The 24,722-nt window shown below is 39.7% G+C and carries 21 protein-coding genes; 8 read left to right on the top strand and 13 right to left on the bottom strand.

Features of this window, described 5'->3' with window-relative positions:
• Positions 1–816, top strand: a complete 816-nt coding sequence (locus I6E69_RS02760) for a class I SAM-dependent methyltransferase (RefSeq protein WP_165723378.1) — start codon at positions 1–3, stop codon at positions 814–816.
• A gap of 27 nt (positions 817–843) precedes the next feature.
• Here the strand turns inward: I6E69_RS02760 and I6E69_RS02755 are convergent, their stop codons facing one another.
• Positions 844–2,448 carry a GMC family oxidoreductase gene (locus tag I6E69_RS02755; RefSeq protein WP_197120597.1) on the bottom strand — a complete coding sequence of 535 codons (1,605 nt, stop codon included), beginning with the start codon at positions 2,446–2,448 and terminating at the stop codon, positions 844–846.
• Between the two features lie 102 nt (positions 2,449–2,550).
• On the opposite strand from I6E69_RS02755, the gene I6E69_RS02750 reads away from it, so the two are divergent.
• From I6E69_RS02750 to I6E69_RS02735, 4 genes are all read left to right on the top strand, one after another.
• Positions 2,551–3,561: an AraC family transcriptional regulator gene (locus tag I6E69_RS02750; protein ID WP_002960595.1), complete on the top strand. Its 1,011-nt coding sequence runs from the start codon at positions 2,551–2,553 to the stop codon at positions 3,559–3,561.
• Positions 3,562–3,601: 40 nt separating this feature from the next.
• Entirely contained in the window at positions 3,602–4,585 is a 984-nt protein-coding gene (locus I6E69_RS02745; protein ID WP_197120596.1) for a Gfo/Idh/MocA family protein, read from the top strand.
• A gap of 427 nt (positions 4,586–5,012) precedes the next feature.
• Entirely contained in the window at positions 5,013–5,756 is a 744-nt protein-coding gene (locus tag I6E69_RS02740; RefSeq protein ID WP_002960591.1) for a FadR/GntR family transcriptional regulator, read from the top strand.
• A gap of 232 nt (positions 5,757–5,988) precedes the next feature.
• Positions 5,989–6,852: a DMT family transporter gene (locus I6E69_RS02735; protein WP_197120595.1), complete on the top strand. Its 864-nt coding sequence runs from the start codon at positions 5,989–5,991 to the stop codon at positions 6,850–6,852.
• Between the two features lie 81 nt (positions 6,853–6,933).
• Here the strand turns inward: I6E69_RS02735 and I6E69_RS02730 are convergent, their stop codons facing one another.
• On the bottom strand, positions 6,934–8,130 hold the full coding sequence (locus I6E69_RS02730) for an MFS transporter (RefSeq protein ID WP_197120594.1): 1,197 nt from the start codon (positions 8,128–8,130) through the stop codon (positions 6,934–6,936).
• Positions 8,131–8,205: 75 nt separating this feature from the next.
• Entirely contained in the window at positions 8,206–9,300 is a 1,095-nt protein-coding gene (locus I6E69_RS02725) for an NADH:flavin oxidoreductase/NADH oxidase (protein ID WP_197120593.1), read from the bottom strand.
• Between the two features lie 479 nt (positions 9,301–9,779).
• On the opposite strand from I6E69_RS02725, the gene I6E69_RS02720 reads away from it, so the two are divergent.
• Positions 9,780–12,194 (top strand): TonB-dependent receptor, encoded by a 2,415-nt coding sequence (locus I6E69_RS02720; RefSeq protein ID WP_197120592.1) that lies wholly within the window; start codon positions 9,780–9,782, stop codon positions 12,192–12,194.
• Between the two features lie 85 nt (positions 12,195–12,279).
• The gene (locus I6E69_RS02715; protein ID WP_197120591.1) at positions 12,280–13,863 is read left to right on the top strand and encodes a sulfotransferase; all 1,584 of its coding nucleotides are present in this window, start codon (positions 12,280–12,282) and stop codon (positions 13,861–13,863) included.
• Between the two features lie 348 nt (positions 13,864–14,211).
• Here the strand turns inward: I6E69_RS02715 and I6E69_RS02710 are convergent, their stop codons facing one another.
• The 6 genes from I6E69_RS02710 to I6E69_RS02685 all read right to left on the bottom strand — a co-directional run bounded on the left by I6E69_RS02710 (position 14,212) and on the right by I6E69_RS02685 (position 19,088).
• The gene (locus tag I6E69_RS02710; RefSeq protein ID WP_008165663.1) at positions 14,212–14,643 is read right to left on the bottom strand and encodes a universal stress protein; all 432 of its coding nucleotides are present in this window, start codon (positions 14,641–14,643) and stop codon (positions 14,212–14,214) included.
• Between the two features lie 323 nt (positions 14,644–14,966).
• Positions 14,967–15,788, bottom strand: a complete 822-nt coding sequence (locus I6E69_RS02705; protein ID WP_231619690.1) for a hypothetical protein — start codon at positions 15,786–15,788, stop codon at positions 14,967–14,969.
• A gap of 302 nt (positions 15,789–16,090) precedes the next feature.
• Positions 16,091–16,558 carry a hypothetical protein gene (locus I6E69_RS02700; protein WP_197120590.1) on the bottom strand — a complete coding sequence of 156 codons (468 nt, stop codon included), beginning with the start codon at positions 16,556–16,558 and terminating at the stop codon, positions 16,091–16,093.
• Positions 16,559–16,691: 133 nt separating this feature from the next.
• A complete protein-coding gene (locus I6E69_RS02695; RefSeq protein ID WP_197120589.1) occupies positions 16,692–17,888 on the bottom strand; it encodes a DUF3800 domain-containing protein in 1,197 nt (398 codons plus the stop codon).
• Between the two features lie 194 nt (positions 17,889–18,082).
• On the bottom strand, positions 18,083–18,628 hold the full coding sequence (locus I6E69_RS02690) for a hypothetical protein (RefSeq protein WP_197120588.1): 546 nt from the start codon (positions 18,626–18,628) through the stop codon (positions 18,083–18,085).
• Between the two features lie 55 nt (positions 18,629–18,683).
• On the bottom strand, positions 18,684–19,088 hold the full coding sequence (locus I6E69_RS02685; protein WP_039488419.1) for a hypothetical protein: 405 nt from the start codon (positions 19,086–19,088) through the stop codon (positions 18,684–18,686).
• Positions 19,089–19,344: 256 nt separating this feature from the next.
• Here I6E69_RS02685 and uvrA point away from each other — a divergent pair, with 256 nt between their 5' ends.
• The gene (uvrA, locus tag I6E69_RS02680) at positions 19,345–21,903 is read left to right on the top strand and encodes an excinuclease ABC subunit UvrA (RefSeq protein WP_197120587.1); all 2,559 of its coding nucleotides are present in this window, start codon (positions 19,345–19,347) and stop codon (positions 21,901–21,903) included.
• 52 nt (positions 21,904–21,955) lie between these two features.
• On the opposite strand, the gene I6E69_RS02675 is transcribed toward uvrA, so the two are convergent.
• The 4 genes from I6E69_RS02675 to I6E69_RS02660 all read right to left on the bottom strand — a co-directional run bounded on the left by I6E69_RS02675 (position 21,956) and on the right by I6E69_RS02660 (position 24,711).
• Entirely contained in the window at positions 21,956–22,447 is a 492-nt protein-coding gene (locus I6E69_RS02675; RefSeq protein WP_182692473.1) for a DUF2798 domain-containing protein, read from the bottom strand.
• A 149-nt stretch (positions 22,448–22,596) separates the two neighbouring features.
• Positions 22,597–22,845 (bottom strand): DUF4282 domain-containing protein, encoded by a 249-nt coding sequence (locus tag I6E69_RS02670; RefSeq protein ID WP_002960155.1) that lies wholly within the window; start codon positions 22,843–22,845, stop codon positions 22,597–22,599.
• Positions 22,846–22,922: 77 nt separating this feature from the next.
• A complete protein-coding gene (locus I6E69_RS02665) occupies positions 22,923–23,492 on the bottom strand; it encodes a hypothetical protein (protein WP_197120586.1) in 570 nt (189 codons plus the stop codon).
• Between the two features lies 1 nt (position 23,493).
• Positions 23,494–24,711, bottom strand: a complete 1,218-nt coding sequence (locus tag I6E69_RS02660) for a murein transglycosylase domain-containing protein (RefSeq protein WP_002960150.1) — start codon at positions 24,709–24,711, stop codon at positions 23,494–23,496.
• Positions 24,712–24,722 lie beyond the last annotated feature (11 nt).

Below are 24,722 nucleotides of genomic sequence, written 5' to 3'. Positions count from 1 at the left end.
ATGTATTTAAATCCTCAATGGCGAATACTCACCGTAGGCGATGGCGATTTATCGTTTTCGAACGCTATTTACACCCATCTATCGCCAAAAGTTTTGGTTGCATCCACTTACGATGACCAAACTACTATTGAGCAAAAGTACCAGCACAATGCACTTAGCAACTTAAAAGCGCATAACGTTGAGGTACTTAATAGTTTTGATGTAACAAACCCTGCATGTTGGCAAGCTCTAAGTGAAAACCAGCACAGCTTTGATGTGGTTATTTTTCAGTTTCCGCTTATACCTGCATTTGTTGGCCGTGAAGCATTTGAAAACAACACGCGCCAAACCAGTATGAACGTATTAAACCGCGCTTTACTGCACCAATTTATTAAATACGCTAACGAATACGCGCTTGATAAAAATGGGCCAATGCTTTGTTACATCACCTCAAAGGATGTAAAACCTTATCGTGAGTGGAATATAGAAGGGAGTTTAAATAACGGTTTAACCGCAGATTATTTAGGCCAAATCCCATTTGATATTAGCCATTTTGAAGGTTATAAAATTCGTAATGTTGACCGCGATAAACACGTTAAAGACACAAGCGGCATAACTTACGTTTTCAGCCCAAAAAGTCTCGATAAACATACTAGCGAATTAAGCTCACGCCTTACAAAGCCTGCATACTTAACATCTAACCATTGCCCCCTATGCCGCGTTGGGCCTTATGTGGCAAGCGAGGACGAAGCCAAGCATCTAAACGCTAAAAAGCATCAGCAAATGCTACATCTTGAAAGCGATTGGCAACAATGGCTAAATGAGTTTTATCGCTAATTAATAGCCCTGCTATTGTTAATTCAATTATACGTTTTCGTGTTTAATTAAATCAGCCGCTTTTTCAGCAATCGCAATTACCGGCGCATTTGTGTTGCCGGTAATAATAGTAGGCATAATCGACGCATCAACTACGCGTAAGTTACTCACCCCGTGTACTCGTAAATTAGTATCTACCACTGCCATTGAGTCTTGCCCCATTTTACATGTCCCTACTGGGTGATACTCGGTATCTGCAGTTTGGCGTATAAACTCAATTAGCTGCTCATCATTATTTATATCAAGCGGGTAGAGCATTTTACCGCGTATGTTATCAAAAGCGTTGCTTTGCATAATAGCGAGTGTTTTTTTAAGGCCTGCAAGCATTACAGTTAAATCATCTGGGTGGCTTAAATAATTAGGGTCTATAAGCGGTGCACTACGCGGGTTGTTATCGGCTAATGTAATAGTACCTCGGCTTTTGGGGCGCATAATACTGCTGTGTATACTGTAACCATGCCCAGTGTGTAATTTACGACTATGATCGTCCACCAGCCCAATTACAAATTCTAGCTGCACATCGGGCGCTGGCGAGCCTTCAAATAATTTAATAAACGCGTGCGACTCTGCAAAATTACTGGTTAATCGCCCTTCTCGTTTACTAAACCAGTTAACGCATCCTTTTAAAATGCTGGCAATGCCAAGCGGGCTTATACCAAATGTGCCTTTACTTGTTTTTGATTTATAAAGTGGCACTACCGTTAAGTGATCTTGTAAATTAGCGCCAACACCTTCAAGTACGTGCTGAACCTTAATGTTATGTGCACTTAACTGCTCTTTTGGGCCAATACCCGAAAGCATTAATATTTGCGGCGAATTAATAGCGCCAGCACTAAGTATTACCTCTTGTTTAGCACGTAAATTAATAACCTCCTTATTACGCCCTATTTGCACGCCTTGCGTTATCTTATTAGCTATATTTATTTTATTAACGTGGCTATGGGTTAATACCGTTAAATTCGGGCGGTTTAAATGCGGTGTTAAATATGCTTTTGCTGCACTACAACGCTCGCCATTGTGCTGAGTTACCTGCGATAAACGCGCGCCGCTTTGCTCTTTGCCATTTATATCGTCGCTTAAATTAACGCTCTGCTCAGCACAGGCATTTAGAAAATATTGGTTTACATTGCTTGGATTACTTAGCTCTTGTACATGTAGCGGGCCTTTTGTTCCGTGCAGCTCATTATTTATAAACGCTTTATTGTTCTCAGCTTTAATAAAGTACGGGAGTAAACTCTCAAAATCCCAGCCTTCATTACCAAGCTGTGCCCAATTATTGTAATCGTATTTGTTACCGCGAATATAAACCATTGCATTGGTAGAGCTTGACCCACCCAATACTTTGCCGCGCGGCACAAAACCACAGCGGTTATTAAGCGCTTTTTGTGGCACCGTATTGTAATGCCAGCTATTTATGCCATAAGGCACACTCGCTGCTATGCCAGCTGGCATTTGCACAAATGCACTTTTATCGCTGCCGCCAGCTTCAATTAAACAAACATTTACATTTTTATCCTCAGACAAACGCGATGCCATAACGCAGCCGCCACTGCCTGCGCCAATCACAATGTAATCAAATGTTGTATTGTTCATGGTGTACCTTAATAAAAGTTTTAAACGGCCTTAACAGTAATAGTGCATAGAAAAACCCAATAAAACTTGATATTTTTAGACATCACTTATTTGGGGTTAACCATGAGCAGCCTAATCAGAGCCACGTCATTACAAGGTATAGATACGCTAATTAGCGAATTTGGCGGCGATCCGCATGAAATAATGCAAAGCTGTAATATTAGTAACGTTGACTTTAAAAATCTCGACAACCAATATTTACCTTATCGAGACTACGCTGAGCTTTTAGAATACTGTGCTTGTAAGTTCAATTGCTCTAGTTTTGGCCTTAAGCTCGCAAGTAGACAAAATTTTGATATTTTAGGACATATTGCAATAGCTGCCAAAAGTAGTACTAATTTAGGTGATGCACTTAATTGGGTTATTAAATACCTTTACTTACACAGCCCTGCACTTAGCTTAAACTCGCACCCTTTAGAGAATGATAAAAGCTTGTTTTTATCATTCGAAATTAATTTAAAACCATTACCGCACATAAACCAAGTCATTGAGCTAACCATTGGTTTAGCATTAGCTGTTATTAAAAAGCTGAGTAATAACCGCTGCAAACCAATTAATATATTTTTGCCAAAAAAGTTAAGTACTAATACTCGTGCCTATAACACTTACCTTGGTTGTAACGTTATAGAGCATCGCAACAGCGCTGGCATTGTAATCTCAAAAAGTGATTTAACTCTTGAGCTTGATCACCCTAAACTAAATAAAGTACAAGCAGCGCTAAACTTCTTGGCAAAAAACAAAGAACACACACAACCGTTGCCCAACCAAGTTAGTGCACTAATTAGGCCTATGCTTCCTATTTATCAATGTAGTAACCAAACTATTTCAGCTGCGCTGGGTATGCACCCGCGTACTCTGCATCGAGAACTTATCAAACATAATACGAGCTTTGTAAAACTAAAAGATGCCACTCGCCGCGCTTTAGCTGCACACTATTTAGCGCAAAACCAATTTACAATCTCAACCATATCTGAGCTTTTAGGGTATCAGGAACAAGCAACACTAAGTGTTAATGTTAAACGCTGGTTTGGGTGCTCCCCTCGAGCATATAGGACTAAAAAAATGTTAAACTAAACACTCTTATTATTATTTTTATTTAAGCTAAGGAGTGAGCATGAACTTTGTTATTGTTGGCACCAATTTTATTAGCGACACATTGTTAGCCGCTGCAAATACGTTAAACGATTTTAATTTATATGGGGTGTGCTCGCGCGCAGTATCTAGCGGCGAAGCGTTTTTAGCCAAACACCCAAATGCACAAGCAAAAATTTTCACCTCAATCGAGCAAGTTTGCCAAGATAAACATGTTGATGCTGTCTACATAGCCGCCCCTAACAGCTTACACAAACAATATGCCGTTATGTGTCTAGAAGCGGGTAAACATGTCCTTGGCGAAAAACCATCAGCTGCCAATTCTAAAGAGCTTGCAAGCATTATAGCTACAGCAAAAAAGCATCAGCGCCTTTACATGGAAGCCATGATGACCACTCACTTGCCTAACTATGAACAGCTACAACAGGCAATGGTAAAAATTGGCACACCTCGTAAATATATTGGCCAGTACAGTCAATACTCATCGCGTTACGATAGGTATAAAAATGGTGAACGTCCAAATACGTTTTTACCCGAGTTTGCTAATGGTGCTTTAGTTGATTTAGGGATTTACCCACTGTATTTATTAATTGCACTTTGGGGAGCGCCGCAAAGCGTAAGTGCCAGTGGCGTATTACTTGATACAGGTGTAGATGGTGCGGGCGATGTATTACTAAACTACGCTGATAAACAAGCCGTTATTAGCTACTCTAAAATATCGCAAGGCGACAACATAACCGAAATACAAGGCGAGCTTGGACGCATACGAATAGAAGCCGTATCGCAACTCAAAAAGGTGGAGTTTATTGCTAATAATGGTGAGGTAGAGGTTATATCCCAGCCGTTTGATGAGCACTCTATGAAATACGAAGTTGAGCATTTTATGTCATTAGTGAAGCAAAATATCCTTGAGTCACCAATTAATACGCACATTTTAGCCAGTAACGTAATGAGCGTTCTTGATGAAGCGCGCAAACAGCTTGGGGTTGTGTACCCTAACGACTAATTAAATAAAATATGGGCGTTAACCAACGACAGTTAACGCCCAGAAGAAAGCTTAAATAGCTCTCGTACAACGACACATTTTACAAAACACTTTAAAATAGCGATCCCCATCCATGGGCAATCAAATACTTCTACAACAAACTTAACACTGACAACCCAACTCGGTTTATTACCAATATTTATTACTCAATAACCTTAAATCTAACCTAACACATAAAAACATTACCAATCAAGCTGGCCAATTACATTATTTTAAACTAAATTGGTAATACAAGAATGCAACCATTGGTGTATAGTGGTTTTTAACCCTAACATCGCGTTAGAATTTTGACATAATAGTGAATTTTAAGGTAACCTCTGATATTAACAGTTGGTTTTGACTTATAGGCCCCAGAGGCCATTATTCCTTAAGGTAATGAAGGTAAAGTATGGGTAATCGTCGCTTATTTTGGCGCATAGTTGATAAAATTGAGTCTTTAATAAATCAAGGCGAATTTTCTGCTGGGAGTCGTTTACCACCTGAACGTGAACTTGCAGAAATGTTTGATGTAAGCCGCCCTACCATTAGAGAAGCTATTATCGCATTAGAAGTACGTGGCCGAGTTGAAGTTAAAACTGGCTCTGGTGTTTACGTAGTAGAACAAAAAAATGCATCTATAAAATCAAAAGAGATCAGTGCATTTGAACTTACTCAAGCTCGCGCATTAATTGAAGGCGAAATTGCCGCTTTAGCTGCTCAAAGCATTACAGAAGAAGAACTAGAGCAACTAAATAAAACATTAATTGCTATGGAAAAAGGCCTGTATGTTGAGCAAGCCGATCGTGAGTTCCACGAAATTATAGCTAGAGCAACGCGTAATAAAGCACTTGAATTTGCAGTGTCTAACTTGTGGGATTTACGTTTAACAAATCCACAAATTGTTGCTGACTATGGCAGTGTGTGTAAAAACAATAACGAATGCGTTATGGACGAACACACCGCTATTTATACAGCCCTAAAGTCGCATGATGCAAATGCAGCGCGCAGTGCAATGCACAAACATTTTAATCGCTTAATTAATGCTTTATTTGATGCCGTAGAATCGCGCGCACTTGAAGAAATTAAACGCAAAAATGATGAAAAACGAGGCCTCTACTCGCTTGACGGCTTAGTTAATAAAAGTGCCCACTAAGGCCTTTTAACCAACTTATTAAAGTTAGCAAACACTTGTTTGCTAACTTTACCTCTTACTTTATTTACCTTCCCTATTTAATATACTTTTAATTGCGTTATTTTTGGTCGCAAACACTTACCTATAAATTTAAAAAAAGATAGTATGCCGCCATTAATATCGGGCGGGTTTAGCTTTTATACTCCCTGCATTACATAACTAATTGATAGAGTTACTCAACTCAAGGATTAAAATGCAAGCATCTTCAAAAAGTTATTTACTGGCTATCGTGTGTGTATTGCTTGCCATGATGACCATTCAAACGGGCGCGTCGTTTGCAAAACAACTTTTTCCAATTGTTGGCCCAGAGGGCACGACAGCCCTTAGGCTTGGTTTTTCTGCATTTATACTTTGCTTAGTGTTTAAACCTTGGAAACACTTACCCACTACGGGTAATCGTATTCCTATAATTGTGTATGGTTTAAGTTTAGGCGGCATGAACATTTTGTTTTATTACGCTATTGAACGCATTCCACTAGGCATAGGTGTAGCGCTTGAATTTACAGGCCCGCTTGCTGTTGCCTTATTTTCATCACGCCGCAAACGTGACTTATTTTGGGTTGCCTGTGCTATTACCGGTATTTTGCTTTTGCTTCCAGATATGAGCGGCCAAGACAGTCTTGATCCATTAGGTGTTGCACTTGCTCTTGGTGCCGGTGCATGTTGGGCAGGTTATATATTATTTGGTAAAAAAACGGGCACACAAAGCTCTGGTGGAGCCACTGTCGCATTGGGCATGACTGTTGCCGCTATAGTGCTAGTGCCTTACGGCGGCATTATGCAAAGCGCCGCGTTTACGTGGGAAATTATCCCACTGGGGATTGGTATCGCTATTTTATCAAGTGCACTGCCTTATACACTTGAAATGGTTGCACTGCGTAACATGCCTTCACAAGGGTTTAGCGTAATGATGAGCTTAGAGCCTGCAATTGCCTCGCTCGCAGGGTTTATTATACTGGGTGAATTGCTTACTTTATGGCAGTGGCTCGCTATTTTGCTTGTAATTATTGCATCTGTTGGTAGCTCGTTTTCAAACGCAAAAAAACAGGCTACTTAATTAACTACCAAACTAACCTAAACAAGTTAAATAAAGTCACCACGCACATGGTGACTTTATTGTGTTGTATCTGGTAATTTTTTAACTCACAGCCTTACTTTGCTTTTTAGTTGTAACCAAATAGCCAATCAACGAAATAAGCGGCATGCCGGTAGCGACCAGAGCAATAGCTGTCCACCCGCCCGCTTCATATAATGGGCTGGCAATAAGCGAGCCTACTGCGCCACCTACAAATATGCTAGTCATGTAAATAGCGTTTAAACGCGCACGGCTTTGTGGCTCTAGTGCATACACTGCACGTTGACCCAATACCATATTGGCCTGCACAGAAAAATCAATAAACACACCGGTTAATGCCAATACTATAATGCCGTAAGGTAACTCAAATAAGCTTGGTAAAAAGCACAGTGCTGCAATAAGTTTGGCCAGTAACGATAACTGATGCGTATAACCTTTATCAGCCAAACGCCCAACAATGGGGGCTGCTACAGCACCTGCTGCGCCCACTAGTGCAAATAATGCTATTTCTGATTGGGATAAACCATACTCACGGGCAAGCACAACCGGTACGCTCGTCCAAAATAAACTGAACGATGCAAACATTAACGCTTGAAAAAGTGAACGTTGGCGCAGCACTGGTTGGCTAATCATTAACTGTTTAAGCGATTTTAATAACTTAAAATACGTTGTTTTATGGGTCGGTTGCCTGCTTGGAATAGCAAAATAAATTACGCCTGCAATAAACACCATACACCCTGCTGCAAAGTAAAATACAGCACGCCAACCAAAGTGATCGGCTATTAAGCTCGATATAGGTCTTGCTAGCAAAATACCTAACAACAAACCCGCCATAATATTGCCAAGAACCTGCCCGCGCTTCTCGTCAGACGATAAATGCGCAGCAAGCGGAATAAGCACCTGAACAGAAACCGAACTTATACCTATCATCAAACACAAAATAAGCATTACATTAGGTGAATCAGCAAGTGCCGTACCCACTAAACTCAAAAACGACACACCAAGAGTGACCAACATAAGCTTTTTATTTTCAACTAAATCAGCTAGTGGTACTAAAAAAAACAACCCCAAAGCGTAGCCTATTTGTGTAAGCGATACGATAAGGCTAGCACTGCGTGAACTTAATCCAACTTCTGGGGCAAGTAACTCAATAATAGGTTGAGCGTAATAAATATTGGCAACAATAAGACCGCAACACAAAGCAATAATAGTAACGAGTGTATTGCTAAGAGGTTGCGCTGAAACGCCTGTTTGGGTCATGTGTGTCTCTACTTTATAAAAATAATAAAACCCAACCCGCAAACGCGGGTTGGGTTTCTACAAAAAAACTAAACTTTATTTTATTGGTGATGGCTGCCCATGTGGGCTTGAACGTAAATATTGTTTAGGTGCAGTTACTGTAGCGCCAAGCTCTGCAGCTGCATGCCACGGCCAGTGCGGGTTATATAAAATACCACGCGCTAGTGCTACGCCATCGGCTTGCTGCTCACTAATAATATCTTCGGCTTGTTGCGCCTGTGTAATTAAACCCACCGCTATAACAGGCATTTTAACCGCTTCTTTGATGGCTGTTGCAAACGGTACCTGAAAATTAGGTTTTACTGGTATTTGTTGCTCAGGGCTTAGGCCTGCTGTACTTACATGAATAAAATCACAACCTAGTTCATCAAGCGCTTTACTAAGCACTATCGATTGCTCTAAATCCCAGCCGCCTTTAACCCAATCGGTTGCCGAAATACGCACACCTACCGCTTTATTACTGGGGAATACCTCTCTTACCGCTTTAAACACATCAAGCAATAAGCGCATTCTGTTTTCTAGGCTGCCACCGTAGTTGTCATCGCGCTTGTTTGAAAGTGGCGACAAAAATTGATGTAACAGGTAACCGTGCGCACCATGTAGCTCGATTAAATCAAGGCCGAGTTCATCAGCCCGTTTAGCTGCACTTACAAAATCTTTAATTAGTGAATCTATGTCAGATTGGCTCATTGCTTTTGGCACTGGGCTGTTAGCGTCGTACGCAATTGCCGAAGGTGCGAGCGTTTGCCAGCCATTTACATCATCAGGTGCAATGGCATCACCACCGTCCCATGGTTTTTCAGTTGATGCTTTGCGCCCAGCATGCGCTAACTGAATACCAATAGGCATAGGGCTGTATTGCCTTACTGCTTTTAGGCTTTTGCCTAGTGCTTGCTGGGTTTCATTATTCCAAAGCCCTAAATCGCCGTAACTAATACGCCCTTCTGGGTTTACTGCTGTTGCTTCTAAAATAAGTAACCCTGCACCACTTAAACTCAATTGGCCTAAATGAATAGTATGCCAATCGCTAGCAGCGCCATTATTGGCTGAATACTGGCACATAGGGGCAATAATAATACGGTTATCTAACGTTACTTGCCCAAGTGATAAAGGCGAAAATAGTTGGCTCATTGTTAATCCTTAAAAACACGCACAAAAAAGTGCGGACAAAATAAAAAAGAGAATACGAAGCGGCAATCAAACACGCTCACTCAATAACTTAAACTGTCACTAATAATGGCGACTTAACACTCTTAATGGGGATCAAAATACACTTTAATAGTGCTAATAAAAGTATAAGTAATGACATTATGAAATATTAATTTTAATGTAATAATTTGTTTAACGAGCACGTCATAACACCATCTTTAAAAATATGAATGACTATTTACCTTTAAACAAGGGTTTAATTTTTAATCTAACTGTACCTAATTACACTAAGCCATTGCCTGTATTACCGATTAACCAAATAAAAACCCTACATATCAACCATATTTATTCTATAAAAGTGAATTAAAATTCAATTTAAATATTCCAAGCGACTTCACTCCCTGATAAACTGCTTAACTTAATTTACTAATGTAAAACATTTGAACTGGGGATCACTTTTTATGTTTAAACCAAGCTTGTTAACCTTGGCTATTTCGAGCGCTGTTTCTAGCGTATTTTTATTGCCTAATGCCGCACTTGCTCAAGAAGAAGTTGCAGCTAAAAACAAATCACTCGAAGTAATCGAAGTTACAGCAACAAGGCGCAGCGGCTCTGTGCAAAATGCACCGCTAAATATTACAGCCCTTGATGCTGATATAATGAAAGATCAAAATATCAGTGAGCTTGCGGATGTAGCGCGCTGGGTACCTGGTTTAACAATTACCGATCAAGGTGGCCGCTCAGGCTCGCCTATTATTGTTCGTGGTTTAAATACAAACTCGTCTGGTCCATCATCAGATGGCGGCACAGTATCTACTTACATTAACGAAATTCCAGTTTCGGTAGATATGCGCCTAGTAGATATTGAGCGTGTTGAAGTATTAATTGGGCCACAAGGCACGCTTTATGGTGCAGGCACATTGGGCGGTGCAATTCGCTACATGCTTAAACAGCCTGAGCTTGATTTTACATCGCTTGAAGTTTACGGCGACCTATTTCAAACAAAAGAAAGTGACTCTTTAGGTGGCGAAGGCGGTTTTATTTTTAACCTTCCTATTATTGAAGATAAATTAGCAGTACGCGCCAGCTTAAACGTATATGAAGATCCGGGTTTTATCGATTACGGCTACGTAGTACGCGAGCCAGGCGTATCACTACCTGATCCAGATTGGAGCGATAGCTCAGCGGTTAACAACAACCTTAAAAATGTGAAAGACGCCAACGGCGAAACCACCACAACAGGTCGTATTTCTGTACGCTTTAAACCAAATGAATCGTTTGAAGGTACGCTTAACTACTTTTACCAAAACCAAGACAGCGAAGGCCGCTCGATTGTTCATTACAACAGCCTTAATGCAAACAACGGCTTAAGCGATGTAATAGGTAAATACGAATCGGCTTATCGCTTTGAAGAGCCTCGCGAGAAAAAAGATCAATTACTAAGCCTTGAACTAAAAGCCGACTTAGGTTTTGCAGAGCTAGTATCGGCTACCGGTATTTCGAGCTTTGATGCCGACGGTCAACGCGATCAAACAGACTTACTTATTCGTCTTGATTACGGCTATGAAGAATTCCCAGCGTTTTCATCTTTCACGCGTGAGATTGAAGAAGAAGACACCTTCACCCAAGAGCTGCGTTTAGTATCGCAAGGCGATAGCGACTTAAACTGGATTGTTGGTGCGTTTTACAACAAAATAGAAACGGATGCTTCTAGTAAAGAGTTTACGCCTGGCTTTGGTGACTTTGCAGTAGAAAACTTTGGCGCTTCGCAGTCTCGCCCAGATCAACTTGAGTACTTCTCGGTAGATCGTACCGAGATAACAGAATCAGCTTTGTTTGGCGAAATAGGCTACCAAGTAACAGAAAAACTAGACGTAACTTTAGGTATGCGTTTATACCAATACGACGTTGAATCTGAGTCAGCTGTAGATTTTCCATTATTTAATACCTTATTTGATGACGCAGCACCTGATGCTATTTCATTAAACTTTGAAAAAAATGAAGCTGACGATAACGGCAGCCTCTTTAAGTTTAATGCTAAATACCAATTCACAAATTCAGTCATGGGCTATGTAACGGTAAGTGAAGGATTTAGAATCGGCGGTTCAAATGGTTTAGCACCGTGTCCTGATCCATTACCAGCTAACCAAGCAGGTTGTGGTAGTCCAGAAGAAATGCTTTACGATGCCGATACAACAACAAACTACGAGTTAGGCTTTAAAAGCACCTGGTTTAGAAGCCAACTTCACTTTAACGCCGCTCTATTTAACGTAGATTGGGATGATGCACAAATTGCGGGCGCTACTGATGTAGGCCAACTACCGTACTTATCTAACGCAGGTAGCGCTAACGCAAAAGGGATTGAAATATCTACCCGTGCCATTTTATCTGACTCGTTTTCAGTTTATGCAACCTATGCTTATACAAAAGCAGAGCTAACATCAGATGCACCATTTTTGTTTAATGCTGATGGTACCGATGGCGCAGAAGACGGCGACCGTTTACCAGGCTCTCCAGAGCATCAGTTCTCAATGGGTGTAAACTATCAAACAGATGTATTTAACGACAAAACGCTTGATATTAACTACGGTCTAACCGCGCAAAGCGATGTAATTACAAGAGTTGGCTTGCATGACAATGGCGAAACACTACCAGGTTACAGCTTAAGTAATATATCTGCTAAATTAACAGCTGATGCATGGTCAACTACCCTATATGTTGATAACCTATTCAACAAATACGCAGTTACCTCAGTTCGTCGTTCAGATGCCGATATAACATCAGCAAATGGTGCCGACATACAACGTAACTACGGCCATTACATTAATCGCCCGCTTACGGTAGGTGTTAAATTTAACTACAAATTTGAAATATAATTTATAGTAATTTTTAAACAATGTTTTAAGGCTCAAATTTATTTGAGCCTTTTTATTTTCTTTCACAAAATAATTACCAAAAACCATGCAGCCAAATTTAAAGCAACTTCATCAAAGCGCAATACACTCCCTAAACCAAGGTAAAATAGAGCAAGCACACAAAGCCCTTGTGGAGTTAGTTACACTCAAACCAGACTTTGCTGATGGGTATTTTTTGCTGGCAATGGTTAATTTAACTGTTGGGCAAATACACAAAGCAATAAAGCTCATCGAAAAAGCCCTTACCCTTGGCCAAAGTATTGAATACACCGCGCAACTTGCTAAATGTTACGCACTTACTGGCGAATTACAAAAAGCAAAAAACACCGCACTATCGGTGCCATTAAAACAAATAACTAAAGCCCTTGATGCCGACACACTTGGCGTTGCACTTACTCAAGCAGGCATTCACGAACACGCACTTAACTACTTTGAGCGCGCTATTACACTGGCTACAGCAGCTAACAAAGCTCAACCACCGTTTTATTATAACTACGGTGTAAGCGCTAAGTTTTTAGGACTATTTGATAAAGCCCAACACGCTTTTGAAAATGCCATAGCGCTTAACCCGCTGCACCATCAAAGTCATTTTGCATTAAGTGATTTAACTAAAGTAAGTAAGCAAAACAACCATATTGAGCGCTTAAAAAACGTATTTGAGCAAGTAACGCACCCCGATGCAAAACTGCATATTGGCCATGCTTTAGCAAAAGAGTATCAAGATATTGGTGAATTTTCAGAAGCTTTTAACGCGTTAGAGCAAGGTAAAGTAGCAAAACGTGCTGTGCAGCCGTTTGACCATAAAAGCTCAACTGAGTTATTTGAACACATTAAACTCTTAAGTGAGCAGCACACACAAGCGCTAACACAAGGTAACCCAACGGCCGAACCTATTTTTGTATTAGGTATGCCCCGCTCTGGCACCACATTAGTTGAGCGTATTTTATCGAGCCACAGCGACGTGCAATCAGCCGGTGAATTACAAGACTTTGGCCTAAGCGTTAAAAAGCTAAGCCAAACACAAACACCTCACGTGCTCGACACTCAAACGCTCAGTAAAGCCTACGAGCTTGATTTTAATCAGCTTGGGTCAACCTATTTAAACGCAACACGCGTAATAACAGGCAGCCATAAACACTTTATTGATAAGCTCCCGTTTAACTTTTTTTATATCGATTTAATAACCAAAGCACTGCCAAACGCCAAAATAATTTGTATGCTGCGCGATCCAATGGACACCTGTATTGGCAACTATCGCCAATTATTTACCATTAATAACCCCTACTACGCGTACTCGCTCGATTTACTCGACACTGCAAAATTTTACAGCCGTTTTTACAAACTAATGCAGCACTTTAGTACCCTGCACAGCAATATAAAATTAGTAAAATACGAAGAATTAGTCGCACAGCCCGAGCAACAAATTAAAGAGTTAGTCAGCTTTTGTAACCTAGAGTGGCAACCCCAGTGTATAGATTTTCACTTAAACACCGCACCGGTCTCTACTGCAAGTAAAATGCAAGTACGCCAACCACTTAACAATAAAGCAATTGGCCGCTGGAAGGCATTTAAGCCACATACAGATAAAGCAGTGGAGTACCTTTTAAAACAAGGTATCAGTTTTGAGTAAGGGTTTTATAGCTGGGAGTTAAATGAGTGGACTTAGGGATAGTCCGCTTTGTGCCAGCGTAGGCCGGATAAGCGAAGCGCCATCCGACACAGTAAAATACCTTGCCAATTATTTTCAACATTTTATGTTGTGGAGTGGTTGGAGGGTGGCCATAAGCGGACCTTAATTATTCAGTCAATTCATGAGGAAAAGACCAGGTTATACATGCAGGTACTGCCCCAGTATGAAACGTTCACTTTCGGGCAATTAAACCGTGTATTGATGTTTACACAACTCACATTTTTACCCAACCTGCTGGCCACTTTGTCCCGTCTAAAACCGCAGCGGGACAAGAGATACGCGCCAATTTTATTTGACTATTAACACTGGGCAATCAGCTTTATTGGCGATCGTTTCTGCAACGTTAACATTCAAAAAATGAGAAAGTCCGGTTCTCCCATGACTGGCAATTACCACCATGCCTATATCACCGCTATTAGTCTCATCTAAAATCTCATTAATGGCATCACCATGTCGAATAACTGTTTCAATCTTTAAATCAGTATTCAACTGACCTAATAACTCGTGCATTTTACTCGCCGCAGCGTCTTCCATATTTTTAGCTAACTCTTGGGGAGTTATCGCAAGGATCATATAATTTTCATTATCTGAAGGCTGATCAACAATGTGTAAAATACGAATGCCTACTTGATACAAATTCGCCATTTCAATGGCATATTGCAAAGCATGTGATGCAGTATCAGAAAAATCCGTAGGCCATAAAATATTACCTGTGCGCATATTATTCTCCTTCACAATTTAAAATCATATTTTTCAATGATATTACCAACTCCATAAGAATAGACTCGGCTCCATCTCAGCAAGTTAAGTGTAGTGAGTATTAAAGGGTTATCTATTGATTACGATCAATAAATAACAATAAGGCACTAAAAGTAACAATACCTCATCAATTTATGCTTATTGATTAGGCTGTGATTGCTGGGTTTATTACTCTGGTTGTCGTTGTTGTTTCTTTTATAAGATAATCAATATTTGGAATAATTGGGGCTGACAGTCAGTTTTTCGCTCACAGTTGAACTTCACAAAAGTGCCAATAACAGCCATTAGTTAGTCTGATAGTAAAAACTGCTATCTGAAACTTTTTGAACAATATCGAATTCCAAACCTATATGGCTATAATCACCAGAAGTTGGAATAGTTGATTTATGGTTAATAACGATTCCCCAGTGGTTATCGCTTATACCTCCAAAGATTATGTTGAGACTCTCTTCGTTTACTCTCGTGATTGCAGCAACATTATACTTAGCCATTACCTCTCTCAGAACCTTAGTAACTTCAGATAATGCCAACATTTTGGGAGCTTCTTCAGGCTTGGATAGCTTATAGTCACCTGACGGGATGAATCCTGCTTGTTTGGATGGGTAGTAGGTAATAAGCTGCGTTGGACTATAAAACGTGTTATTTATGCGAAAAACATGTGGTGCCGTTTGCTGGACAATATAAATATTTGTATTTTGTCTCAACATTTCAACTTCACTCTTTGAATCCACTAAAAACTGCTTTATCAGCTTAATTCGTTCTTTTTTACATTTTTGCTCTTTGCATATTGAGATGCTTGGCAAATTAGAAAGTTGCTTCTTATTAATATTCAGGAACCTACTTCCTAATACCCCAAAATTAAAATTTGCAAAGGCTTGCTTGTCATTATTATTGACGAAATTTGTTGGGCGAACATCCAACAGGCTAAATGGAAAGAATGAAGGAAGATATGCTAGCTGTTTATTTGTTTCAGGAAGCATCTTGTCTGCATGTTTAAGCAGCTCTCTGTACTCGCTATCAATATCTTCGTTGAAATAGGATGGCATATTTCCATAAGCAGACGTCGCAATTATAAAAGCGCAACACAACAAAAAAGTTCTAATCATTTGTTATTTCAGATCCCTATAAAATAAAAAGTCATTATAATGCTACAGCATAATGCTTTCTAACAATGAAGATTAGCTCAATGTCAGTAGTTCGCTCTTAGCCGAAGTGCGGTTGAGTGCCATGAGCGGTCATTGGTAGCACCGCATTAAGGTGTGAGCAACACTACCACTGAACCTAACCATACCACCTTAAACACTCAACCTAATGATGGAATGTAAAGTGCTAAGCGTTGGGGAGCACTCTTAAATGTTTGTTATAACACACTCACTACTTCGAAAACCTACAAAACATTTGTTTGAATCTACCACTTTTCACACTTCCCACTAGACACCTGCGCAACTCTATTCATGTAACTTTTCCCTTTAGGTACTTTGTAGGCATAACCATTGTATTGTGAAAATGATAGCTTTGAGCCTTGTTTTTTAAGAGAAAAATTTTGATTCATAGAATGAGCGAAAAAACCACTGTCAGTATAACTCAAAATAGTTATTCGACCGCTATTTCCACCATCGACAATTTCATATTCATAGCTCATCTTCTTTTTTGAAATAGGGTGAAATATTTCACCGTCCTTGATAGTTAACTTCCCATTTTTAAGCTTAACGGTGAGTGTCATCAAGTCTAGTTCTATGACACTTTCGCCATTTACTCCAATACCGACCGCGGTCGACGCTGATTCTTTGCAATAGTAAATGCCGTCATACATTGTATTGGCATGTAAAACACTTGAGAATAAAGCAGTTGTCATTACTATCGTTAGTTTCTTCATTTAAATAAACCTTTAAGAAATTTAAACTAAACATGGCACATGTAGAGTATGCCATATTGTTGATTATAACCCACTGTTTAACTTAAAGAAGTTATTGTCGAATGAAGTACATTTCCGTCGCAGCGGAGCCTTGTTAAGTGTTTGCCACATCTGGATTAGGAACCGCTCTATTTAGAAAAAACGGTGTATAATTTGCCGCATTTAGACCACCATCGTGTACGGTTCCTAAGTCCTCAGGAGTAACGTCCTGCGTCGGCCATATTTTGTTATGACCAATATATTTATCCAAGTTAAGCTTAGCTAACTCTAAAAACAAATAATCTTCTGTTTCTCCACGACTCACTCCGGCAGCCCAATATGAAAATGAACTAGCAATGATGTCCGCTACTTGTATCTGTAAGTGATTTTCCGAGCTAGCAAACTTTAATGACTTACCTTTTAGAGGAAGATTAAATTTTCTTCGATCATAACCCAGTTCGACTTCATTTTGAGTCCAATCCATAAACTGAGCAAATAACAAACGCTGCTTTGCAATACTGTGTGAGTCATCATGGATAATATGGAATCCTTTAGGGAATGCCTCACCCCATTGTGCACAATGACTAAATAACGCTGGAATTGAAGGATCTAATGAAAATTTGTCGATACCGTTTAGTGCATCATCAATACAGTCTTTAGTAGATAATATAAGATCGATATTTTGCTTAAATTTTTCATTACTAGATGATTCTTTTACTTTCTCAACACTGGAGTAAAAAACATCAATATGATTTTGGCCTTGCTCTCGAATCATAATTACAAATGATTTATACATAGCTTTTACTAAGTTTTCATCACAGTATGAAGGCAAGCAGTAATAGAGCATATTAGATAGCGCTATATTCCTACCGTTTAAGTAAAGGTCCTCACCGGAAATGTGCATCATATGCTCAATAAGTATGTCTACAATTTTCGTAGTAATCATAAACTCTTTTAAGAAAATATTGACCTTCACTGTTCCTAAGTTGAGTAATTTACTACTCATAAGTCTAATAATACCATCCTGCCCTGACTTCCTTCGGCGTAAGTTTTTAAAGTGCGCCTCATGAGGTGAGCTGGATTCAAGAAGTGCAATTAACTTCTTGGAGTCGTATTCAGAAAATCGACAACTTGCTAAAGTAAATACAGGTTGATTTGGGTCAAGTAGATTTGAACCGGTATTGCCAGATTCATCACAATAGATAGTCGGAATCATTTGTTTCACCCGTAAAGCCGCTTCCTTTTGTTGGTTCTGCAAACGCATTTGATATTTTTTCTTGGCATCTCTTTTAGTTTTACTATTTTTGCTCATACTATCCCTGACACTTAACAATTTAATAGAGCGCTCATTCCGCATATTTAGCCAATCTCAATGACCGGTTATCGCTCTAAACCGACTAATGGATACATGCAATTTACAGATACTCAATACTTTAAAACCTTTGCTATATTACCAAGCTGAAGGGTAACTCCAACTGCACACTATTTTGCGATTATAAGAGCTTGTTATTTTGTTTTTAAAACCATACCTTTCGATTGGGCAAATATTACTAGCGCAAATACTATTTCGGTTATCCCGCCAATAAAGGCGCCGATTACAAAATTGGCATTTAATACAATACACAACATGCCAAAAAACATAAGCGAAGCACCTAAAATCCAGTACACTTTCATGCCATATAAAGTGTTGAAAACTAAATAGCGAACACCAATTATCATCAGCATTATTGAATAAAACCATTCAGCTTGAAGTTTTGCTACGTAAAACGCTAAAAACAAACCAACAAATAAAATAATAGTGCTTTCTAAGGCCAATTTACCTAATGGATTTTTAGGGTCATGATTGCCAGAGCGTTTAAGAGCTTTTGAAAGTAGCATGGCTAAAGGATGTATAAACATACCACCAAAAAACAAAGTAAGCATACTCGATTGATTTGAATGCAGTAATGCGACAAAGCCAGCTATACACCAAACCAAGCCAGACACTAATACACCGGTTCCACCACCGAAGTATGCGAGGTTCATATTTTGTTGCGCATCTTCAAACTTCATAAAAATCCTTAATTTTAGAAATATCCCTAATTTAATATTATCGCATCGTTATTAATTACAAATCGTTACTCGAATACACACTTAAAATAGGGAACTTATAATCGGCAAACGATACAGTAACCGATTGTGTTTCGTTGCCTTTAAAACCGAGTTTAAATTCCATTGGCATGAATCGGCTGCCATCAGCAAAAAGCGCAAGTAAGTGCTCCTCGCCTAATTCGCGATTGCCCGACGATAAGTTAGTTAGCGTTATAACAGCCCAGCGTTCGCCCTCTTCATTACTCATTAATACATAATTAACGATTTTAAAATCCCCTTTTTTAGGGGTTATGTTGCTATCGTTTGCAAACGATAAGTGCATGCTATTTGGTACTGCACGGTCGACATTTAGCGCGTTAATAGAGTCGGCTTGGGTTGCCCACGAAAGCACCAATAAAATGATCACTAAGGCTTTATTCACTGTTAGTTCCTTTTTATTACCAAGTAACATACCTAGTAAATTACATAACAATAACTGTTTAAATTATATTCGCATTCCATACCTATTATGTAAACAAACAATCATCGTAATTTTATCCAGCGCTTTGGCTGCGCCACTACAGACTAAGCGCTCATTCAGTGTGCTTGCGCTACTTTGAGGTAATAACGAGTGATAAGAGTAAATAATTCAAAGCTAACTTAAAGTAAAAAGCGCGATTAAACAGGAGTATAAACGTATGGCAAGCACACATAAAAACTCAACAATGAATTTATCTGATCCCAGTAACAGCATTCAAGTAAGAGGGGCGCGCGTTCACAACTTAAAAAATGTAGACGTTGACTTACCTCGTAACGCATTGGTTGTTTTTACAGGAATATCGGGCTCTGGAAAATCGTCGCTTGCTTTTGGAACGCTGTTTGCTGAGTCGCAGCACCGTTATCTTGATTCAGTATCGCCTTACGCCCGTAGGTTGATAGATCAAGTTGATGAGCCCGATGTTGACTCTATTGAAGGGCTACCGCCTGCCGTTGCTTTGCAGCAGCAGCGCGGCGCACCCTCGGTTCGCTCATCAGTTGGCAGCATAACAACTATTTCTAACGCGCTACGTATGCTTTACTCTCGTGCTGGCGATTACCCCAAAGGGCAAGGCATACTTTATGCTGATGCGTTTTCGCCAAATACGCCACAAGGTGCGTGCCCAGAATGCTCAGGAATAGGCCGAGTGTTTGAAGTAACCGAAAAGCTACTTGTGCCAGACGATACAAAAACTATTCGCCAGCGCGCCATTGAAGCGTGGCCACCAGCATGGCAAGGTAAAAACCTAAGCCGTATTCTTACTTCCCTTGGCTACGATATAGATACTCCTTGGAATAAGCTTTCTAAAAAAGCACGGGATTGGATTTTATTTACCGACGAAACACCTACTGTGCCGGTATACCCAGATTACACCTATGAGCAAACACAAAATGCGATAAAAAATAACGAAGATCCTAGCTACATGGGAACTTTTTCAAGCGCTAAACGCTTTGTTTTACAGTCTTTTGCTACTACCCAAAGCCCGCGTACAAAAAAGCGCGTATCGCAGTTTATGCAAATATCGCAGTGCCCTACTTGCCAAGGTAAAAAATTAAAACAAGCATCGTTAAGTGTTAAATTTGCAGGGCTCGATATTGGCGAGCTATCTCAACTTACATTAAACGAGCTTGCTAAAAAACTAAGTAATGCCGCCAATCCCAAAATAAATAAAAATACAAAAAATCCAGAGCAAGCCATTGTTACGCAGCGCATTACCAGCGATATTCTTACCCGTATTGAAGCACTAACCATGCTTGGTTTAGGGTACTTGTCGCTTGAGCGTACAACGCCAACGCTCTCACCTGGGGAGCTACAACGGTTGCGACTTGCCACACAAATTCGCTCTAAATTATTTGGGGTGGTTTACGTGTTAGATGAACCATCAGCGGGTTTACACCCTGCCGACACACAAGCACTTTTAAAAGCACTCGATGAGCTAATAGCGGCTGGCAATTCTGTATTTGTTGTTGAACACGATGTTAGCGTTGTTAACCATGCCGATTGGATTGTTGATGTCGGCCCTGATGCCGGTGTGCATGGTGGCGACATTATTTACAGCGGCCCTGTTGAAGGGTTAAGAAAAATAAAAAATTCGCACACCGGTCGTCACCTTTTTGCTAAAAACACCAGTCAAGAGTCTACTCAAAACAGCGCGCAAAAAAAGGAGCAAAGGCAGCCAAAAGCGTGGTTAAAATTAGCTGATATTGAGCGTAACAACCTTAAAAATCTCAATGCAGAATTTCCGCTAGGCGTAATGACAACCGTTACTGGGGTTTCGGGCTCTGGTAAATCAAGTTTAGTAAGCCAAGCGTTAGTAGAACTTGTTTACGAAGCACTTGGGCAAAAAGTAATACCGGAAGCCCCCACCGACGAAGCCGACTTACTCGAACAAGAGCTGCAAACACACACCAGCGGAAAAATCATTGAAGGTATAAATAATATAAGCCGCCTAATTACCGTAAATCAAAAAGCGATTGGCCGTACCCCTCGTTCAAACTTAGCTACCTACACGGGTTTGTTTGATCACGTGCGTAAACTATTTGCTTCTACAAAAAAAGCGAAAGAGCGCCGTTACGATGCCGGTCGCTTTTCGTTTAATGTTGCAAAAGGTCGTTGTAAAAACTGTGAAGGCGTTGGCTTTGTAAGTATAGAACTACTGTTTTTACCTAGCGTTTACTCACCTTGCCAAGTATGTCATGGCAAACGTTATAACGAGCAAACACTTGAGGTTACATATCGTGATAAAAACATCAGCGATATTCTCAATTTAACGGTTGAATCGGCGCATACCTTTTTTGAAAACGAACCTGCAATACTGCGAGCACTCGATGCACTTATGCAAGTTGGTCTTGGGTATTTGCGTTTAGGGCAACCTGCCACTGAGCTTTCGGGCGGTGAAGCGCAGCGTATTAAATTAGCAACGGAGCTGCAACGTGCGCAGCGCGGTAACACACTTTATATTCTTGATGAGCCAACTACAGGCCTGCATCCATCCGATGTATCAATGTTAATGTCGCAGTTAAATAAATTAGTTGATGCTGGCAATACCGTCATTATGGTTGAACACGATATGCAAGTAGCTCGCAATAGTGACTGGGTAATTGATGTAGGACCCGGTGCTGGTGAAGAAGGCGGCTTAATTGTAGCCCAAGGTAAACCTACAGAGGTAGCTCAATCTAAAATAAGCCGAACAGCACCTTTTTTGAATGGCGCAATTTAAAGAGCAGGTAAACACTAAATAACAAAAAAGAGCCAATGGCTCTTTTTTGTTATTAGCTTTTTAAAAAGCGTTCTATTTTAGGTTTTACCGTAACCGACATTATCAGCATTATAGTTAAACCTATTGGTAATGCGGCTAATAACCCTTCAGCCCATCCAGTTACAAATACACGCATATCTGCATAGCCAATATTATTAGTAGCGGTAACAAACGCCATCACCGACTCCATGATCAGCGCCATAAAAACACTAATCACTAAATTACGTTTTAGCTCGCTACTACTAGGCAATAACTTATTAACTAGCTTATGCATTAAGGTCATCATTACAAAACCAACAGGCGCCATTACAAGTACTGCACTTATAAATGAAGTAAACCAGTCTGCATAAAAATGCTCTGTAACACCCACATTCACATAAGTCATAATGCCAGTTAGAGTACCGCCAATTAAGGTAATAATACTAACCATAACCAGTATTTTATAAATTACAGGTGTTTTTTTAGGCTCAACCATTACTGGATTTGCTGATACAGGTGTACTCATTTTTGGGCATGCCTTAAGCGTTAAATAGATGACAAAGTCAACTATAGCAAATTAATTGACAATATCAACTACTTTAAATTGGTTGGACCGCCTAAGATTAAAAGTAGTGGTAGCACTCGATGCAACCACTACTTTATGAGTATTTAAATTTATTCTGATTTATTAGCTATTTTTTGAAGATTCTCATGAATTTTAAATAATACAATTAATAGCTCACACCAGATGCGCGCACCAATTGCCCCACCAACAATTATGGCCAAACCACTAATGAAACCACCACCATACTTAGCAAACATTGTTGTTACACCTGAGATCAAAGTACCTATTAAAATTAACCAGTAAACGAATGTAATTATTTTTGGGGTTAACATTGAATCAAAAAAGAATATATCTTTCATTTTAGTCCTTTATAACTCCGTTTAAGAATACTAGTTTAGCGGAGTTAGAAACTAAACTAGCAATATAGAATTTTTTATTATTTATTTAAACTATCTAGCTCTTTTTCAAGATCTTTCATCGCTTTTTGGGCTTTAAACTCTTCGTAAAGCGCTTCGCGTGAACTAGGATCTAGACGCTTACCAGATTGAGCTACTAGGTTATTAAATGTTTCTTGTGTATTGCTCATTACAACGAATGTACAAAGTTGCTTTACCCCGTCTAATTTAGCAAATGCAACTTCTTGTGGCACAGCACCCATAAGGCTTTGCTGTGCAACTTGCTTACTTACTTGCTCAAAAGTTCCACCAACGTTTAGCTCATCATTACTTTGTGCTTTACGTTGGTATAGCTTGTCCATAACGCTTGCTTTAACCTGTATTTGCTGAGATAAATCGGCGCGAGCAGCTGCAATTGCTTGTGCTCTGTCGGTTGACATACTGCCTGACCAAGGTACGCATGACGACGATGCTAAACCTTTATCAGACACAGGTAATAACACCCAACTTGGTACTGAATCATTTTTTGCTAACGGCTCAGACTGTGTTTTTTCAGTGCTTGAACACGCACCTAATGCTAAAGCGGCTATTAGAGGTAATAACTTTTTCATTTTAAATTCCTTTCAATTGCTTTTGATAATAAGCGGTGCGTTTTACCACTTTTTGTAAATAGTTACGGGTTTCTTGCGCAGGTAAATTGTTAACCATTAGGGTGTAAACCTTCTCAGCTGACATTGCATTAGCTGCAATACTTGCTTGGTTCAGTGATTTAGAGCCACTCAGCGTTTTGGCTACGTTACCTGGGCCAGTATTATAAGCTGCAATACTCATGTAAATTCTTGATTGCACATTACGTACATTTTTAAAGTAACGATTACTTAAAATATGCACATAAGTGCTGCCTGCTTCTACGTTATTATCAGCCTGAAATAAGTACTCAGGGCTAAGTAATAGCGGTTTACCTTGCAAAAAATTGCTCACATCTTTACCCGCTGAAGTAGGCACTATTTGCATTAAACCAAAAGCAGGAATTGGCGAGCGTGCAAGCGGATTAAAACTCGATTCGGTATGTATAATTGCCAATAACAGTGCGGGATCTAAGTTATAACGCTTGGCTTGCTGTTGGACTTCTGGTAGATAACGTTTTGCTTGATTCGAAAGTGTATTATCGGGCAATTTATAGCTAATTTTTACCCTGTCTTTTTGTTTTGTTATTACAGGTGCCTTTGCAGTGAGCACCTCTTTTACAATCTCTGTAGAGAGCACCGTTTGCTCGACTATTTTTTTAGCTTGAGTCGTTTTTGGTGACTTACTTTGCTCAACTTTTTTATTTAAAGGCTTACCCGTTGAGGTAAAGTTTTTGCTGTTTATTGTGTTATTTGCCGCAATATAAACGGGATCATTTGAAAGTGTTTTATTAACCGTTACTTGTGAAAGCTCATTTAATTGCTGCTTTGCATATTCAACTGCTTGCTCGTCGTTTTGGCTGTTTAATAACTCAACAACGACTTCACCACTTTCGAAATTTACACTCGTGCGTTTATTTAGATCATCACTGTATTTAACCCACACTGTTGAGCTTGGCAGATTTGGATCTTGCCACTTTTGGGTTACTTGTTTTAAATATGCATTTTGCGCATTATGCCAAGCACTTACAAACGCTTCAAATTCTTGCCTTTGCTGTTGTTCGTACTGACTAAACTCACTTTGACGCTTTTTTAAAAAAGCCTCAAATTCGGCTTCTTCACTTGTTTGAGCTAAGCTATTTAAGCTCATAGTTAAACAAGCTAAAGCGCTAATTTTTAGTAATATTTTAACTTTTGAGTGCATTTTTATATCCC

Origin of the sequence: Pseudoalteromonas sp. NZS100 (genome assembly GCF_015864815.1) — a bacterium.
Taxonomy (GTDB): domain Bacteria; phylum Pseudomonadota; class Gammaproteobacteria; order Enterobacterales; family Alteromonadaceae; genus Pseudoalteromonas; species Pseudoalteromonas distincta.
Note: the sequence above shows the minus strand (reverse complement) of the source record. Positions and strands in the feature narration are given on the sequence as shown.

Bases quoted from the DNA above. Each gene is read 5' to 3' on its own strand.
- I6E69_RS02660 (WP_002960150.1), bottom strand. From the start codon at position 24,711: ATGCACTCAAAAGTTAAAATATTACTAAAAATTAGCGCTTTAGCTTGT.
- I6E69_RS02725 (WP_197120593.1), bottom strand. From the start codon at position 9,300: ATGAGCCAACTATTTTCGCCTTTATCACTTGGGCAAGTAACGTTAGAT.
- I6E69_RS02755 (WP_197120597.1), bottom strand. From the start codon at position 2,448: ATGAACAATACAACATTTGATTACATTGTGATTGGCGCAGGCAGTGGC.
- I6E69_RS02695 (WP_197120589.1), bottom strand. From the start codon at position 17,888: ATGAGCAAAAATAGTAAAACTAAAAGAGATGCCAAGAAAAAATATCAA.
- I6E69_RS02710 (WP_008165663.1), bottom strand. From the start codon at position 14,643: ATGCGCACAGGTAATATTTTATGGCCTACGGATTTTTCTGATACTGCA.
- I6E69_RS02665 (WP_197120586.1), bottom strand. From the start codon at position 23,492: ATGAAAAAGTTATTACCTCTAATAGCCGCTTTAGCATTAGGTGCGTGT.
- I6E69_RS02700 (WP_197120590.1), bottom strand. From the start codon at position 16,558: ATGAAGAAACTAACGATAGTAATGACAACTGCTTTATTCTCAAGTGTT.
- I6E69_RS02690 (WP_197120588.1), bottom strand. From the start codon at position 18,628: ATGAAGTTTGAAGATGCGCAACAAAATATGAACCTCGCATACTTCGGT.
- I6E69_RS02740 (WP_002960591.1), top strand. From the start codon at position 5,013: ATGGGTAATCGTCGCTTATTTTGGCGCATAGTTGATAAAATTGAGTCT.
- uvrA (WP_197120587.1), top strand. From the start codon at position 19,345: ATGGCAAGCACACATAAAAACTCAACAATGAATTTATCTGATCCCAGT.
- I6E69_RS02720 (WP_197120592.1), top strand. From the start codon at position 9,780: ATGTTTAAACCAAGCTTGTTAACCTTGGCTATTTCGAGCGCTGTTTCT.
- I6E69_RS02675 (WP_182692473.1), bottom strand. From the start codon at position 22,447: ATGAGTACACCTGTATCAGCAAATCCAGTAATGGTTGAGCCTAAAAAA.
- I6E69_RS02745 (WP_197120596.1), top strand. From the start codon at position 3,602: ATGAACTTTGTTATTGTTGGCACCAATTTTATTAGCGACACATTGTTA.
- I6E69_RS02705 (WP_231619690.1), bottom strand. From the start codon at position 15,788: ATGATTAGAACTTTTTTGTTGTGTTGCGCTTTTATAATTGCGACGTCT.
- I6E69_RS02730 (WP_197120594.1), bottom strand. From the start codon at position 8,130: ATGACCCAAACAGGCGTTTCAGCGCAACCTCTTAGCAATACACTCGTT.
- I6E69_RS02735 (WP_197120595.1), top strand. From the start codon at position 5,989: ATGCAAGCATCTTCAAAAAGTTATTTACTGGCTATCGTGTGTGTATTG.
- I6E69_RS02670 (WP_002960155.1), bottom strand. From the start codon at position 22,845: ATGAAAGATATATTCTTTTTTGATTCAATGTTAACCCCAAAAATAATT.
- I6E69_RS02760 (WP_165723378.1), top strand. From the start codon at position 1: ATGTATTTAAATCCTCAATGGCGAATACTCACCGTAGGCGATGGCGAT.
- I6E69_RS02715 (WP_197120591.1), top strand. From the start codon at position 12,280: ATGCAGCCAAATTTAAAGCAACTTCATCAAAGCGCAATACACTCCCTA.
- I6E69_RS02750 (WP_002960595.1), top strand. From the start codon at position 2,551: ATGAGCAGCCTAATCAGAGCCACGTCATTACAAGGTATAGATACGCTA.